The organism is Verrucomicrobia bacterium S94, assembly GCA_004299845.1.
In the GTDB taxonomy this organism is placed as follows: Bacteria; Verrucomicrobiota; Kiritimatiellia; order Kiritimatiellales; family Pontiellaceae; genus Pontiella.
Genome location: CP036201.1, coordinates 3,040,245 through 3,055,089, shown reverse-complemented (window position 1 = coordinate 3,055,089; position 14,845 = coordinate 3,040,245). Strand labels below are relative to the sequence as shown.

Genomic DNA, 14,845 nt, shown 5'->3' with positions numbered 1-14,845 from the left:
TCAATTTTTCAGCAGATTCAAACCGTTCCATTCCAGCGACCGCTCGTTCGGAACCGGATTGAAATGATAGGAAAATTTGAATTCTCCTTTGGGTAGAAACATGATTTCACCCTCAAAACATCCGTAACAGGCTGAAATAATTTGGCCCTCATCATCAACCTTCGTTCGCGTTCGAATAATATAGTTCACCTCTTTTTTAAGCGTATGTTTCGGCGCGCCCGCAACTTTCGGGAGATTGAGAACATAATTCCTTTCCAGCATATTGCTGTATCCGTTTGTCGGAGCCAGATACGGCCACTTGAATTCTGATGACGGCCATTGGAATTTATGTTCCTGAATTCCGTCCCGTTCATTCGGAAAGGTGATGCGGCATTGTGATCCTTTTTCCGCCGGATTCAGGGGAATGATTTCAATCAGCATGTCGCTAATAATGCCAGTCCCATAAGGCTGAATCCAGTCGCCCTGTTCCAAATCAAACCCAATCGGTGTGTTATATTTGGGGGTCTTAAGCTTCCACTCTATTTGCTTATGCACCATCGACACTGGATTTTTTATTTTCCGCATCTTCACCTCAATCGTCGGGTTCCACGGCTCCCAGCGGTTGAGGATAATGTTTTTTCTCCGGGATTTTATTCCCGCACTGCCAGTATAATATCCTTCAGCATAAGCGGTACCTCCAGCTCCGCCATAAAGGTCTTTCCCTTCAAAAATAGCTTGTCCATTTTCATCAACGGGAATTTTCTGCTCTTTAACAATATTTTTCTCATTTCCCCATGGATCGTATTTTTCCGTGAAATAATTCTGAACAACTGCATTAGTGATCGGTAGACCGGTTTCTGCATCCAAAACTTTAACCGTACATTTTACGTTCGCAGGTTTGCCGATGGCACAACCGGAACTCATTACTAATATTAATAAACTAACGAACAACTTCATCCTAGTTCTCCTTCCCCGTTATTTTTTCATACAGTTGGTACACATGCACATAAGGAACATTCCGAAAATCGCTATGTTTCCACACCCTTATATTATTTATACCTTCTCGACTAGGCCATGCATCTTCATCTGTTCTATATAAATTAAACATGTCAAAAGTAGCTTTTTGCCATTCAGTAGAAACCTGCTCGCTTATTGCCCTCGAACCCAAGGCCCCGGTGCGGGCGGGGAAGGATTTTGCGAGCAGGTAGTCGCGAACGGGGACATCCGCAATATCTATAGTGGCGCTTGGAAGGTCGTAGTTAAACGTATATCCGCATAGGCCGATGGTCGAGCCTGCAAAGGCTTCAGCTCCCGGTTCAAACAAAACGGGAGGATTTGGACGAAAGAGTGGGTCTGTTTTAAGTGTTTCGCGGAAAGCATTACGAACAGCGGTGTTTGCGGCATTAGTCTCGAGTTGTTCATGATGATAGTGCGGCCATCTGGGCCAGAGGTTTAGACCAATATCTGTGCGCGGAATGCCCATACTGAAAATGTGTGTATCACTATTCGTCGTAAATCCCCAGCCGGTATAGGGATCAGAGCCGCCACCGGCGTTTGCGATGGGGTCATCCTTCCCCTTGAAAAGTTCCTGTAGCTGAAAGGCATATAGGCCGAGATCGCCATGAAGCAGACCGCTGACAATGGTGGTATATCCCGTGTCCACCCGCAGAATATCTTCGGTTGAGGAGTAAAAGTTAAAGGCGTCGGTCTTTGTTTGAATATCAGCAAAGCGGTGCCGCCACGTCAGTTCTGACCGGGCGTCGGACGTATCAAACAATCGATACCATTCGGAAGCGTAGGTTTCGAATGGATATTTGTGCCAGCTATAACCAAGCACCGAAAAAATCCCTTCGTTCTGGTTATATATGAGGCTTCCATCCGGAATCATGTTTTCGTTTGGGGCAGAATCCCCGTAAGCCTCTTTGGCAACAGCGGCATTAAGCATGTAGTATTGATAAACATTTGCACCGTGGTCACAGATTGCTGAACTGGTCACCATATTTCCCAAACTATGTGCGGCAACTACAGGATCATTCAATGAATTAAGATAATCGGCAAAATCCGGTGCTGTGGCAAAAGCATTAACCACCGCATTATGATAATGCTTTTTATCTCCGCTTGCGGGCGGCGATCCATCCCAGAGCAGAGCATGGTATCTGGCGTTGGAGCCGGAGTGCCAGAGGCGTTTGAAGATGGTTTTGTTCCATTCGTGTCCGGCTGATTCCGTCACGTTATACCCATGCACAAAAACGAAGTCCCTGTCGTTGGTGAGTTCGTCGGGCCAGTTGGAAGGTGGATCGAGGAAGCTGACACCGCCGGCCCGCAGGTTTTTGATGCGGTACATGTTGGTGACGGAGCTGAAGGAGAAATAGTTGGTGGAAATTGAGATCTCCACCCCGTTTTCAAGCGTGTGGACATAGATCTGTGCATTAGTGTTTACTTCAGATGCCGCCAGCAGAACGATCTCGTTTTCTGAAAAAACAGCCGGGCTCTGATCGCCGGCATCCAGGGACCGGATCTGACCGGCCAGCGACTGCGCCAGATCAATATCATGTAAATACGCCTGGGTGTTGTTGGTTAACATGGTGGTTTGAATATAATCCATGTCGATATTCGCTGACAGTTTAAAGGTCTGGGCTGAACCGGTTCCTTTGAACATGGCAGGAAAGAAATCCTCCATATCGGCTTCAGGATAGGCCGCATCGTTACCGTCTTCATTCATCCAGAAGCGGTAGGGATGGGATGCGTCCACACGATAGAAGTCGTCGGCATCAATGGCGCCGTTGCGGTCCATATCCATAATGAGCGACTGTTCGGTAAAGACCGGGGGCGACAGGGTTGAAAGAACGGTATAGTCATCGGGAGAGACATAGGAGGGATAGTATCCGGAATACACATAGCCGTCCGCAATATAACCGCCCCGGTCATAAACCAGCGTCCGGTCGGTCCACGCTGTACCGCCCGTCAGATCCGGCGCCGTCCAGTCCCAGAACGCTTCGGCGCTGTAGTTTGTTGCCGCGGCGGCCAGCCAGGCGGTTTCATGATCCGAGGCGGTGAATGTCCGGAAAATTCCGTTGGTCCGGAATCCTTCCGGGAGATGGTCATACCTGCGTTTATATGCACTGGTTTCATCGGGATATCCAATCTGCCATTCCACCTCATCCATCAGTTTCATATAACCGCGGTGGACCGTTCTGCCGAAGCCATACCGGCGCAGATTTCCCGTAAATTCAAACTGCTGATTCTGAGCGAAAATGGTGACAATGGCGCCGTCTTCATTCGGGACCTGCTCCCACTCCCCCTGTTCAGCATTATATTTCCACTCAGAGCGGATCAGCTGCTGCGGCTGATGATAATATTCCGTTGCGGCATTATAGGTGCCCCAGTAATTCCACGTTGCTCTGGCCATGGCGTTGCTGTCTGATGCCGCAAAACCGCCATTTTCATCTACCGACTGCAGCCGGCAGACCACCGTTCTGAACTGCTGCAGACAGGCATTCACCTTTTCCGGAGTCCACGGATTTTCCGCATTGACCAGAACGGAGGAACCGTCCGGCAGTAGCGCCAGTCCCGGCCGGTCTGTTTCGGACGAACGGACCAGATGATTGATAAACTGAGGCACGGCATCCGCATAGCCGGATGCCGCATAATCATAAAAAGCCAACGGATAAATATGCTCCTTTCCGACCCATTCAAATCCATTGGTCTCCATCCTGAAAAAACGGCCGCCGTACACAATCGGAAACCGATCATTCTCCAGCGGCGGATACCAGCTCCCGCACTGCTGTTCGATCCAGCCGCCCAGCGCTGCAGCAGATGTCTGAGCCGTGAACGTTCCGTTGGTTCCTTCCAGCGCCAGAATCAGATGATTGATCAGCTCATAGGCAGATCCTGCATTCCGGTACACTGCAGACGGCGGCGTATTCCAGTCGCCCGGAGCACTGTCGACAGATCCCGGCACCGGCCGGGGATCGCCGTCATCTTCGGGCAGTGAAACCTGCGGGGCATCCTTTTCATACGGGTTCAGGTTCAGTGCATATTCCGTGACATTGTCGAGACCGTCCCCGTCGGAATCCACGAAAGAAACGGCACTGATCCGGACAAATCCGCTTTCATGCTCTCCGCCGGTCTCCGGCAATTCGGCGGCTGAAATCGCTCCCGTGGCAGCTGCTGTCCGGCCGGTCGAAGACACGGCAAAGGATACCGCATCCTCCTCCGCCAGGCTGACCTGCGTATAATCCACGGTTTCCCAGTTCTGATCGACAAGATTGGTCCCCTGCTCGACAAAAAGGTAGGCCCCGTCAAAACACGGAGGATATTCAACCGTAATCGAATCTCCATCGTATTCGCTGATCCGGAACTCCTGAGCGAACATGGATTCCGGCATGCTCAGAAAACAAAACGCCGCCAGAACACCCGACAGCTTCCATTCCCTTTTCTTCATAAACTTTCCCATGCTTAAATATAGAAAATATAAGAAGAAAAGAGAAATCTATAAAAGGTTAAACTTAAAAAAGTGTGAGGCGGGACGTTGTCGGTGTGTTTCCCGGCATTTTACCGGCTTGCGTGTGTTAAATTGGGGGAAGCTGTTTCTGAGTTGCAGACTATGGCCGGGACCTCTGCGTATTTTACTGGAATGAAGAAGTGGTGTTACGGGTCGTTGGCGCGGAGGTCTTCTTCGGTGAAGACGTCTTTTTTGATGATGCTGAGTTTGCTGCAGAGGAGATGGCCGATTTCGGCATTCGGATCCTGCTCGATCCGGGCGGCGAGATCTTCGATTTTTTCATAAATGGTTTCCGGCTGATCGGCACCGGGGGCGGTGCGGCGGACTTCGAAGCGGTATTCATGTTCCGCGCCGTCGGCTTTGGTGACGAACAGATGATGATCGATCCCCTGATGCATAAATCGATCTTCTATAATAATGTGGCCTCGCATAATGAACCTCCGTTGAATAACTTCAGGGTAGCGTTATTTCCAAAGCTTGGAAAGTGGGTTTTCCAATCATTGAAAAACCGGTACATTCCCTCGCCATGCATAAATTCAAAACCCACATTGCTGTAAAAAACGGAAAACACCGTGCTCCGGAACAGGTTGTTGCGGAACTGCTGAAACAGGAGTTTGCAGAGGCCGGCTCCGTTCTGGTGGCCATCGGAGGTCCCGGCGGTACGGGGAAATCGACCTTTGCCCGGGCACTGAAGGCGTGTCTGCCGAATGCGGTGACACTGCGGCTGGATGACTATAAAACCTCAAGAGCATTCCGGGCAGAGAAGGAGATCTACGGTCCGCACCCGGAAGCGAATAAGCTGGAGCTGATGCAGGAGCATTTTGCTGAAATTAAAGCCGGTCGGACGTTTCAGAAACCGGTATATGATTCGTCTACAGGAGAAGCCGGGCAGACTGAGGCCTTTGTTCCGGGAAAGTTTAATCTGCTGGATGGTGAGGTTTCAACCTATCCTGTATTTCGCGAGCAGGTTGATTTTTCGATCTTTATTGATTCCGATTGGAAGACGCAGCTGGCCACGCGGATTGACCGCGATATTGAAAGGCGGGGGTATGATCGGGAGAAAGCGATTGCCACGTTTCTGCAGAGTAATCTGCGCGAGTTTTCTGAATATGGTGCGGAAAGTAAAAAGTGGGCGGATCTGCATCTTTATTGCGATGAGGATTATCATCTGGAAATTGAGTCGGTTTCGGCCGGGCTCTTTCGGAAATACAACGATCTTTTCGAGTCCGGCTACACCGAGGTGGGGCTGCAGGGGTTGATTGTTCCGGTGCTGACGCCGTTTTCCGAAGATTGGAAAATAGATGAGCACGCGTTTATCCGGCATCTGGAATTTCTGGCGCAGCATGGGGTGCACCGGATTATGGTGAATGGAACGACGGCGGAATTTTTCTCGCTGCTGCCGGAGGAACGGAAACAGCTGCTGAAACTGGCGCGGCGGTATTTTCCGGGAATAATCATTCTGCATGCCGGCGGAACCGGACTGGAACAGAATAAAACCGAAATCCGCTGGGCGAACGATTTCGGGGCGGATGCGGTGGCGGTTCTGCCGCCGATCTATCCATCGGGATTGCCGGAAGCCGGTATCATTCAGTATTTCCAGGCCTTGGAAGCTGAGGCGGATGTTCCGTTTCTGCTTTATAATTTCCCGAAACATACGGGGAACGGAATTACCCCGAAAATACTTCGTGAAGTGTCGCACTACGGACTCAAGGATTCTGCGCGGAATTTTGAGCTTATGGAGCATACACCACGGTATTTTGTGGGGTCGAGTACCCATATTTTTGAACCGGTTCAGCAGGGGGCTGCAGGCTTTGTTTCGGCCACCGGAAATGTCCGGCCGGAACTGTATTCCGCTCTCGAAATGCTGCTGGTCGATGCGAAGGTGGAGGAGGCTGCAGTGATGCAGCAGGAGGTGAAGGTTTATTCCGCCCGATTCAGTAAAGGCGGTGTACCTCTGCTGAAGGATGCTCTCTCTCGCAAACTGAACGGATATTCGGCGCGGGTGCGGCTTCCGCTGCTGTAGAAAAAAAGAATCATTTTTTCTGACGCTTTCCCCATCCAGCAGTTCGCTGTTATGACGGCCGATTGCAACGGGTTCAGCATTGAGCCGTTCCGGAAAGACAATCGGCCCCTTCCGTACTGTGCCGACTATCCCAGCCCGCGGATAGGGATGCAAGCGGTTAAAAGCTGTAACGGAGGGCCAGGTTGATGTTGCTGTTATCTTCAAGCTGTCCGAAAAAGGTGTGGTCATCTTTTCCGACAAAGAGGTTGGCGTTGGCGGTCACGGTCCAGTGATCCGAAATTTTATAGCCGGCATTCGGGCGGAAATAGGCATCCTGATCGGAGGGGGACCAGAAGGTGAAAAGGCTGAGGGTCAGATTCTGATTCATCAGCATTTTCGTCAGGCGCAGCGTCAGCACATGGCGGATTTCATCCCGTTTCGCATCCGGATCGGCGGTGGCTTCATAGTCGCTGTAATCCATCATCCACTCGGCATAATACTGAAATCCGGCGGTCAGTTCTTTGCCGATTTCCCGTTCATAACCGGCGAGAAACCGGAACTCATCCTCGGGAACAACGTGTGTGGCGTCAGAACTGTCGCGCGAGTCGTAATAGCCGATTTCCACATTCGCCAGAGCATTTCCGATCGATCCTTTGGCGCTGGCCCCATAGGCATTCAGCCGGGGGAAATAGTATTCCATTTCGGTCAGATCGTATCCGACCGGACTTTTCCAGAATCCGTTATAGAAATAGAGCGCGCCTTCCCAGTTGAGTACGGGGCGGTAATAGCGCGCAGAAAATTCATAATTTTTCAACCACTGGTCGCGTTCCTCGGCGGTAAAGTTTTTCCCGGATATTTTCGACCCGTTCCAGTAGGAGAGGCGGGTGCCGTCGATGTACCGGTCGGAATCCGCTTTCGGCATAAAGGCAACGTCAAAACTTCCCATGGCCGGAAACCAGCTGGCGAATACGGCGTCCGATGGGGCTTTCAGATATTCTTCGTCGCGGCCGAGCAGGAAGGAGTTCCAGTCTTTGGGGAAGAGGTCGTTGATGAAAAGCAGATCGCCGGTTCCCCAGGTCAGGATCTGGCGGCCGATTTTTACGTCGGCCGAATCGACCGGAGAAAACAGCAGATTCAACTCGCGCAGATCGATGAACCCGGTACCCCGGTCCAGATCAATGTCCTCCGGGTCATGCTCCAGCGCATCATACACAAAATCCGCCCGGGCCTGCAGCTCCGCCGCGTCGAAATAGGTCAGCGAATCAAGCTGCAGCCGCACTTCCCCCAGACTCATCTGATCCTGCGTCGGATCATTCTGAGTCCGGGCTCCGGCGCGCGTTTCGGCAAAGCCGTGGAGATCGGTGTCCAGGGCATTCGCGCTCTGAATGAGACTTATGAGACTGATCAGTCCGATCCGGCTTATTTTATTTTTCATGACGTGCCCTTCGTTTTTTTTCGCGCCTGCGGAGTTTCTGCTACCGCGTGACTTCCCGCGGCGGTCTTCTCAGAAAACGCTCGGTGAAAATGTTTTCCTTCAGGCCGATATTATACCGGATATTGGAGAAGGTGTTTATGGTTTTGCCGCCGGTGTTGAGGTCTGAGACCACCGATTCCGTGACGGTCGGATAGCCCTGGATCACGTCCACTTTTGTGGCTTCGACGGTGCGGTAAAGCTTGCCGTTTTTATCGTAGTATTCCGCCCGCCGCGGAAGAAAGGTGTTCTTGTCGATCTTCATGGTGTAATAGGAAAACTCCACGCTGTCCGGATCCTTCGGGGTGTTTTTAATGATGTATTGCGTGTCAGTGGTTTCGATCAGTTCATGATGATCTTCGCTCAGGTTCCGGCCGGAGACATCTTCATAGACAAAGTCGGACCCGACAAACGAGGTCCGTTTATCGCCCGGTGCAATTTCCCGTTTCAGATTGAGGGCGGGCAGCCACATCCAGCGGGAGTCATTTTTGCCTTCACCGGTTTCTTTCCAGACGAGGAACACCTGTTTGTAGAGATCGGCCGGTTTTTTGAAATACACATAAAACTTCTGGTTGCCGTCCTTCACGTTCATGCGCAGCAGCGTGAATTCACGGATGCGTTCGGCGCCGGATTTGTCGATGATTTTCATTTCGACATCGGCTTTGCCGTCCTGTCCGGCATAGTAGGAGGCTTCGTTGGCTTTATTGACAATTTCATCAACGGTCATTCCGGCGTATGCGCCGAGCGTCAGTGCAAGGGCCGTTATTGCTGTGAGTACAGTTTTCATTCTATCTCTCCATGGTTTTCTGATCTTTAAAAATCCATTTCTGCAGCCCGGTAATCAGGGCGGCCAGTATAAACAGGGTGGCCAGCCACGAGACGGCCATGATGGTGGCCAGGAAAAAGCCGACGGTTTTATACGGCACCAGCGGCGCAAACAGCAGCGGCGTGAAGCCGATGGAAATAATGATGGCGTTGCGGCTGATGGCCATGGCCGGTTCGAGGAACATATGCTGAACCGCATTTTTCCAGTTGCCGTAGCGGGCGGTAAGCTCGCGCGAGCGTTCCAGAAAATGGATGGCAAAATCGACACTGAGTCCCAGCGTCAGCGATGATAGTACGGCGACCGGCATGTCGTAATCCTTGCCGACCCAGCCGATCAGCCCGTAGATGAAGGTAATGGTCACGGTCAGCGGCAGCATGGCCAGCAGACCGAAAAGCGGCGAACGGAACAGCACCATCATCATGATGAGCACCACCACGAAAGAGCTGAGCAATGCGTTCATCATTCCGGCCACCATTTTATCCTGCCAGACGACATTCAGATAGGTCAGTCCCGCCCAGCCGGTTTCCAGTTCGACCGGCGCGGGGTTTTCCGCCATCCAGTTTTCAATATCCTTCACCACGGCCACCATGTCGGTGTTGTCGCCGCTTTTCAGCTGAATCCAGATATTCACTTCATTATAGTCTTTGGTTACCAGATGAAACAGGCTGTCTTTTTTCTTCATGCCTTCGAGCTGGATGAAGACCTGCGAAACAGCGGAGGGATTGGGGGGGATGGAATAGAAGGCATCATTCTGCTCCGCAGAAGCTTCGGCGGTATAGTTCAGCTCATAATGGGCCTTTTTCAGCGAATCGACGGCCGAGCTGGATTTTCCAATGCCCGGAATGGTTTTCATGTGTTCCTGCAGGCGTTCCACATAAGCGAGCAGTGCCGGACGTTTAAAGGCCGGAGCATTGCCATTGGCACGTTGTTCATACAGAAAGTCGGTAAAGGAGAACGCGCTGTATTCATCAATAATATCAAGGGCCTTATTCTGCAGTTCAGCACCTTTCAGCGCTCTGAAATCCGTTATGCGGTTCAGGAATGTGCTGCGTATCTTTTCGTTGCCGATGGTGGAAATCGCGGCGGTCATTTTTTCATAGGTGAGTCCTTCTGGGTCGAGATAATTAATTTCATCGCCGAGGTCATTCCAGGCTCCGGAAATTTTTTCGTCCAGTTTCCCGGCCTGTTCAATCAGCGCGACAAAACAACGGTTTTCATCCTGTTTGAATTCCGCGTTGGAAAGGATGGTTTCAAATTCAGCATAGGCTTCCGGAAGCGCCGTGGAAAAACGGACTTCCGCGGCGGTTTTCATTTCGGCGATGCGTTCGTCGCAGGTTGAAGCCATCGTCTGCGCCGGTTTGAGCGTAAGATAGGCGGTATAGGTTCCGCCGAAATGATCATTGAGCACCCGGTCGGCCACCCGGATACGATGATTCTGCGTGAACCACTTCACCGGATTGTCATTGACCTTAATGCGGGAGATTCCGACGACGGAAACCACGATGGTGATCATCGTCAGTGAAAGAATCAGTTTCCAGCGTCTATAGGAAAGGGAACCGAGTCCGCCCAGTGCCTTTCCAAGCGCGCCGTGATGATCTTCCGCTTCAGCCGGTTTCAGTTGGTCGAGGGTTTTGGTCCGGACAAAAATCATGATATAGGCCGGGACAAAGGTCATGGTCAGCACCCAGGCCAGCGCCACGCCGAAAGCAACGTGGAGGCCGAACACCTGCACCGGAGGAATCGGGGTGGTGCCCAGCGAGGCAAACCCGGCGATGGTGGTGAGCGAGGTATAAAGCATCGGCATAAAGAGGTGCCCGACCACATATTTTATGGTTTCGGCTTTGTTGCGGTATTTGTGATACGAATCAAAAAATTCACTGAGAATATGCACGGAGTCGGCAACGGCGATCGGCATCAGAAAGATGGCAATCATGGAGCTCATGATGTGCACATCATAACCCAGTCCGATCAGCAGGCCCATGGTGGCGACGACGCTGATCACCGCAACAATCATCGGAGCAATGATCAGGGAAATCCGACGGAAAAAGAACAGCAGCAGCAGGAAAATCGCCAAACCGGCCATCGGCGCGGATGTGGCCATCTGCACCAGCATTTCCACGCCGAAGGTATCCTGTGCCACGGGCTGGCCGGTAATGTAAATCTGATCCGCATCATCCCAGTCGGCGGTCAGTTTTTCGATCAGGTTGGCAACGTTGTAGGAATAGGTTTTTTCCAGAATCGGAATGTAGAGGGCAATGGCTTTGCCGTCGGCGGAAACCAGCGTGTCTTTATAAAGCGGGTTGTTCATGGCATCACGCTTGATCGCAAGCGCTTCTTCGCGGGAGGCCGGCGGTTTTTCCATCAGGTATTCAATCGCCAGCTGTCCGCGGTCGGCCTGTTTGATATTGTCGACCACGCTCGGGCTGATGATTTCCGGCGCGATAATGGCCGATGTGCCGTCGGCAGTGAACAGGCGGTTGACATCATTGCCGAACACCTTGGCCAGACCGCGTTCCCAGGCACTGTCCGATTCAAGCGCCGGGGCATAGGGCCGGCCGTCACGAATAACCTCCGGTTTGCCGTCGGCATTCCGATGCAGGCTGATCAGCTCGCGGGTGAGGGCGTCAATTTTGCCCAGCGTTTCCACATTAAAAATACCATCCTCGTGCTCCTCGTTCACGATACCGACAATCACAAAGTCGTAGAGGTTATAACGCGCTTTAACCTGATTGTGGAACACGCGGATATATTCATCCTCCGCCAGCATGTTTTCCGGATCGTTATCGAACGAAACTTTAGGAAACTGGGCTCCGAAGAAAAGGGTGACCGCCACGGCGATCAGCATGATGATCCAGGGAAAGCGGATACTGAAGGATGTTATTTTCAAACGTTTCATTTCATACCTCTTCGCAACGGACAGGATCAGGATTATAAACCCGTATAAACCAATCCGTAATTAATAAATTCATTTTTATAACCGCAGTTCTATCGAAAGCTCTCCGGACTGATCGTGTGCGCCGATACTATTCCGCAGCACCCGGTCGGGACTTCCGGCGTTCTGGCGATAAACATATTCACATATATTAATATGTCAATAGATAAAAATATTAAAAATCCATTATATAAGGTCTGATGACTGGACGGGATGGGGCCTGGGGAAGGGGGAGGCTTTCGGACGGAGGTTGTGATCTCACCCGGCCGCAGCGATGAGGAAGAATGTTCAACCCGGTACGCCTCCTTCGGATTTCTGCTGAGGGATATGAAAGGCCCTGGAAAGCGTAAAAAGAAAGAAGCGAAAAATAGGCCTGACACGAATGGCACGAAGTTAAATGTAAATCATCCTCTTTACAGGGCAGGCCGGCGGCCTGCGATACAAACCTGTACCCCGCCGTTTAGGTGGCTCGCCTGCACTTTTAGAGGGAAAGCCTATTCAAATGTTCTTAACTTAGTGCCATTCAGGACTGACACCTTTTCTTCTCATGATCCGCTTTTACTTAATCAACTGGCGTTGGCCAAGTAGATGCTATGAGCTGGTTCGAATCACTTTATTATAACACGGTAGAAATAAGTGTTGGTCTCTATTGAATTCGTCCAGTTGAGCCTTGAGTCGTTTCCGCTAATTGGGAGGCCAACATCGATCCATGTATTGAGATCAGAAGAAGATTGGATTTGATACTGCTCGCCACTTATAGAATCCCATGAAATTACAAAATTCGATTGCTGCTGACCCGATATAACTCCTCTCCTCCGGCTAATTGGGGTGAATCTGCATTTAGAGAGTATTTTATAAGTGTGGTGTTTGTATGCGAGTAGTCGTAGAACGTAGCGATGTTATCAAACACACTGTAAGCATTAAAAATACCACCTCTGTAAGGTGCATCATATTTGGAGTAGTCTGGTGCTTCGACACCAATTGATTCGCTTATAATTGTCGAGTTACTTACTGAGCAGAGCAGTACATCGCTACCCCCTTCTGAATAGGAGTATATGACTAAGAATTTATCTGTTGAGTGATTCGAACGGATTGCAATGTCATCATAAATTCGTTGCGTGGTTTCAATGTCGGATTGCGCTAAATAATCTCCATTATCATCTAAGACAATAATGTGAATATTTGTATACGTTGGTAGGCTGATTAGTGCAGTTTCCCCTGAAGGGAATTCAGCGATATCAACGATTTCTCCATCAAACGGCAATCCATTAGTGGGTATATCACTCAAGTCAGATTCCCATAGCTGAGTGAGCTGTGCTGCTGTTGTTCCTAGGGCCTGTTAACACTTATGCTTGCAATATAAAACAAGTCTGGTACTATCTTTATATGAAAATAACCGAAGCCCAGTACGACAAAATCGCCCATGTGTTGTCGGTGCAGCGAGGCAACGTAACTCTTTCCAATATCGAGGTTTTAAACGCCTTTCTCTATGTGGCCGAGCACGGCTGCAAGTGGCGCGGACTCCCCTCTCGCTTTGGAAACTGGCACACCATTTACACCCGCATGAACCGCTGGGCAAAAAAAGGCGTTCTCGCAAACGTGTTCGATGAACTGCAGAAACAGCAGCTCGTGAAGATCAACCTTGAAGCGGTGTCCATCGACAGCACCTCGATCAAGGTGCATCCCGACGGAACCGGCGCATTAAAAAAAACGGCAAACAATCCATAGGAAAGTCCCGTGGTGGCTGGACTACCAAGATCCATTTGATCGCCGCCAACGCCCGGATCGCACTGGATTTCTCCCTTTCCCCGGGACAAGCCGGTGATGGTCCGGAAGGTCGTAAACTACTGGCCAGCTGGGGCGAGGATCGCCCTGAAGGCATTTGCAATGTATTGATGGATAAGGCCTACGAAGGAGATGAAACCCGGCAGCTGGTTTTCGATCTTGACCTCACTCCCGTTGTGCCGCCCAAGGCCAATCGACTTGAACCTTGGGAATACGACAAGGAAATGTACAAGCGGCGCAATGAAGTGGAGCGCCTGTTCCGCCGCTTAAAAGGATTCCGTCGAATCTTCTCCCGCTTCGAGAAACTCGACGTAATGTTCTGTGCGTTCATCCACTTCGCCCTGACTGTGGACATGCTTCCGTTGTGTTAACACGCCCTAATTGAAAAAGTAAGGGTAGACTTATAAGTGCAATTTTAATTTTCATTTGGCTTCCTTAATTCGAGCGTTAAAAATGAGCCGCCGGCGCTCATAAACTTTGACCTAATCAACGGGCGTTTTCACAGTAGGATCAAGGCTCTGGTTGGGAATTTTCATTATTTTTTTGTTCGAATGTTTAGCCAACCACGAACGTCCTGCCACCGAAAATCAGACTCTTGAATGGGATTATCTGCTGATGGTGTTTTCCATGTAAAGAGCTCTGGTCTTTCTTTACTTAACCACCTGTAAAAACGATCCATTTGTTCGTAATTATCAGAGTTTGGGTCTTCTGCCCACTTTTCCCATTCGATCAGTATTTCCCGTTTGGATTCATTTTTGTTCATGTTTCCTCCCTAAGCTATTTAATTTGAACATGAGTAGCTTTATAGCCAGATCCACTATTCTTTATAAATTCAACGGCAAATGTGCTTCTAACTTTTGCTCCAAAAGCATTTTTAGAATCAAATTCTCCTATGACGTAGTATTTGTCGCTTACTTTTGTGGTCTGTATCGAGCTCATTATGAAGTTTGCATTGCCGTAATCTTGCAGTTGATGTCGTACAACTTTCATTGCTTGAAGTGTAAGTCCCGAGTTGTTGGGACTTGAGGATGAGGATTTTTTATCTTCATCGGGAATCAAAGAACCAATGGCCGCTAGAATGAGCAGAACAACAATGCCAATCAGACAACCTTTGTTTGCTTTTTTTTGTTCTTCAGGCGTTAGCTCTCTTTTTTCTGGTTTGACTGGGGGAGTGTAGGACGAAATATTGAACCCACACGTCGGGCACGAATCAGCTTTGTCGCTGACTTTGCTTTTGCATTCGGGACATTTGATTAGTGCCATTTTTATTTCCTTTCCCAACAGTGTGCTAGACGGACGACCGTAATTCAGGGTGTTATATGAGGGTCCGTAATCTCCGATATGAT

At 50.2% G+C, this 14,845-nt stretch carries 11 protein-coding genes; 2 read left to right on the top strand and 9 right to left on the bottom strand.

The features are described from left to right. The 3 genes from EGM51_13365 to EGM51_13355 all read right to left on the bottom strand — a co-directional run bounded on the left by EGM51_13365 (nucleotide 1) and on the right by EGM51_13355 (nucleotide 4,914). On the bottom strand, nucleotides 1–936 hold the full coding sequence (locus EGM51_13365; protein QBG48331.1) for a hypothetical protein: 936 nt from the start codon (nucleotides 934–936) through the stop codon (nucleotides 1–3). Between the two features lies 1 nt (nucleotide 937). Further along, nucleotides 938–4,423, bottom strand: coding sequence for an alpha/beta hydrolase (locus tag EGM51_13360; GenBank protein QBG48330.1), 3,486 nt, complete (start codon nucleotides 4,421–4,423; stop codon nucleotides 938–940). Nucleotides 4,424–4,629: 206 nt separating this feature from the next. Then, nucleotides 4,630–4,914, bottom strand: a complete 285-nt coding sequence (locus EGM51_13355) for a hypothetical protein (GenBank protein ID QBG48329.1) — start codon at nucleotides 4,912–4,914, stop codon at nucleotides 4,630–4,632. A gap of 95 nt (nucleotides 4,915–5,009) precedes the next feature. On the opposite strand from EGM51_13355, the gene EGM51_13350 reads away from it, so the two are divergent. Next, a complete protein-coding gene (locus tag EGM51_13350; GenBank protein ID QBG48328.1) occupies nucleotides 5,010–6,506 on the top strand; it encodes a hypothetical protein in 1,497 nt (498 codons plus the stop codon). A 157-nt stretch (nucleotides 6,507–6,663) separates the two neighbouring features. Here EGM51_13350 and EGM51_13345 read toward each other — a convergent pair whose 3' ends face one another. The 4 genes from EGM51_13345 to EGM51_13330 all read right to left on the bottom strand — a co-directional run bounded on the left by EGM51_13345 (nucleotide 6,664) and on the right by EGM51_13330 (nucleotide 13,002). Then, nucleotides 6,664–7,908, bottom strand: coding sequence for a hypothetical protein (locus EGM51_13345; protein ID QBG49316.1), 1,245 nt, complete (start codon nucleotides 7,906–7,908; stop codon nucleotides 6,664–6,666). A 52-nt stretch (nucleotides 7,909–7,960) separates the two neighbouring features. Next, nucleotides 7,961–8,743 carry an outer membrane lipoprotein-sorting protein gene (locus EGM51_13340; protein ID QBG48327.1) on the bottom strand — a complete coding sequence of 261 codons (783 nt, stop codon included), beginning with the start codon at nucleotides 8,741–8,743 and terminating at the stop codon, nucleotides 7,961–7,963. Between the two features lies 1 nt (nucleotide 8,744). Continuing rightward, nucleotides 8,745–11,678 carry an RND transporter gene (locus EGM51_13335; protein ID QBG48326.1) on the bottom strand — a complete coding sequence of 978 codons (2,934 nt, stop codon included), beginning with the start codon at nucleotides 11,676–11,678 and terminating at the stop codon, nucleotides 8,745–8,747. A gap of 808 nt (nucleotides 11,679–12,486) precedes the next feature. Next, nucleotides 12,487–13,002, bottom strand: a complete 516-nt coding sequence (locus tag EGM51_13330) for a hypothetical protein (protein QBG48325.1) — start codon at nucleotides 13,000–13,002, stop codon at nucleotides 12,487–12,489. Between the two features lie 98 nt (nucleotides 13,003–13,100). Between EGM51_13330 and EGM51_13325 the strand changes: the two genes are divergently transcribed. Next, nucleotides 13,101–13,870 (top strand): IS5 family transposase gene (locus tag EGM51_13325; GenBank protein ID QBG48324.1). Its coding sequence is split into 2 segments (ribosomal slippage): nucleotides 13,101–13,416 and nucleotides 13,416–13,870, totalling 771 coding nucleotides; the frame shifts between segments, so codons are not numbered across the junction. A 164-nt stretch (nucleotides 13,871–14,034) separates the two neighbouring features. On the opposite strand, the gene EGM51_13320 is transcribed toward EGM51_13325, so the two are convergent. Together EGM51_13320 and EGM51_13315 are read right to left on the bottom strand one after the other, a co-directional pair. Next, nucleotides 14,035–14,262 carry a hypothetical protein gene (locus EGM51_13320; protein QBG48323.1) on the bottom strand — a complete coding sequence of 76 codons (228 nt, stop codon included), beginning with the start codon at nucleotides 14,260–14,262 and terminating at the stop codon, nucleotides 14,035–14,037. 14 nt (nucleotides 14,263–14,276) lie between these two features. After that, nucleotides 14,277–14,762 carry a hypothetical protein gene (locus EGM51_13315; GenBank protein ID QBG48322.1) on the bottom strand — a complete coding sequence of 162 codons (486 nt, stop codon included), beginning with the start codon at nucleotides 14,760–14,762 and terminating at the stop codon, nucleotides 14,277–14,279. Between the last annotated feature and the right edge of the window lie 83 nt (nucleotides 14,763–14,845).

Bases quoted from the DNA above. Each gene is read 5' to 3' on its own strand.
- EGM51_13365 (QBG48331.1), bottom strand. From the start codon at position 936: ATGAAGTTGTTCGTTAGTTTATTAATATTAGTAATGAGTTCCGGTTGT.
- EGM51_13360 (QBG48330.1), bottom strand. From the start codon at position 4,423: ATGAAGAAAAGGGAATGGAAGCTGTCGGGTGTTCTGGCGGCGTTTTGT.
- EGM51_13355 (QBG48329.1), bottom strand. From the start codon at position 4,914: ATGCGAGGCCACATTATTATAGAAGATCGATTTATGCATCAGGGGATC.
- EGM51_13350 (QBG48328.1), top strand. From the start codon at position 5,010: ATGCATAAATTCAAAACCCACATTGCTGTAAAAAACGGAAAACACCGT.
- EGM51_13340 (QBG48327.1), bottom strand. From the start codon at position 8,743: ATGAAAACTGTACTCACAGCAATAACGGCCCTTGCACTGACGCTCGGC.
- EGM51_13335 (QBG48326.1), bottom strand. From the start codon at position 11,678: ATGAAACGTTTGAAAATAACATCCTTCAGTATCCGCTTTCCCTGGATC.
- EGM51_13320 (QBG48323.1), bottom strand. From the start codon at position 14,262: ATGAACAAAAATGAATCCAAACGGGAAATACTGATCGAATGGGAAAAG.
- EGM51_13315 (QBG48322.1), bottom strand. From the start codon at position 14,762: ATGGCACTAATCAAATGTCCCGAATGCAAAAGCAAAGTCAGCGACAAA.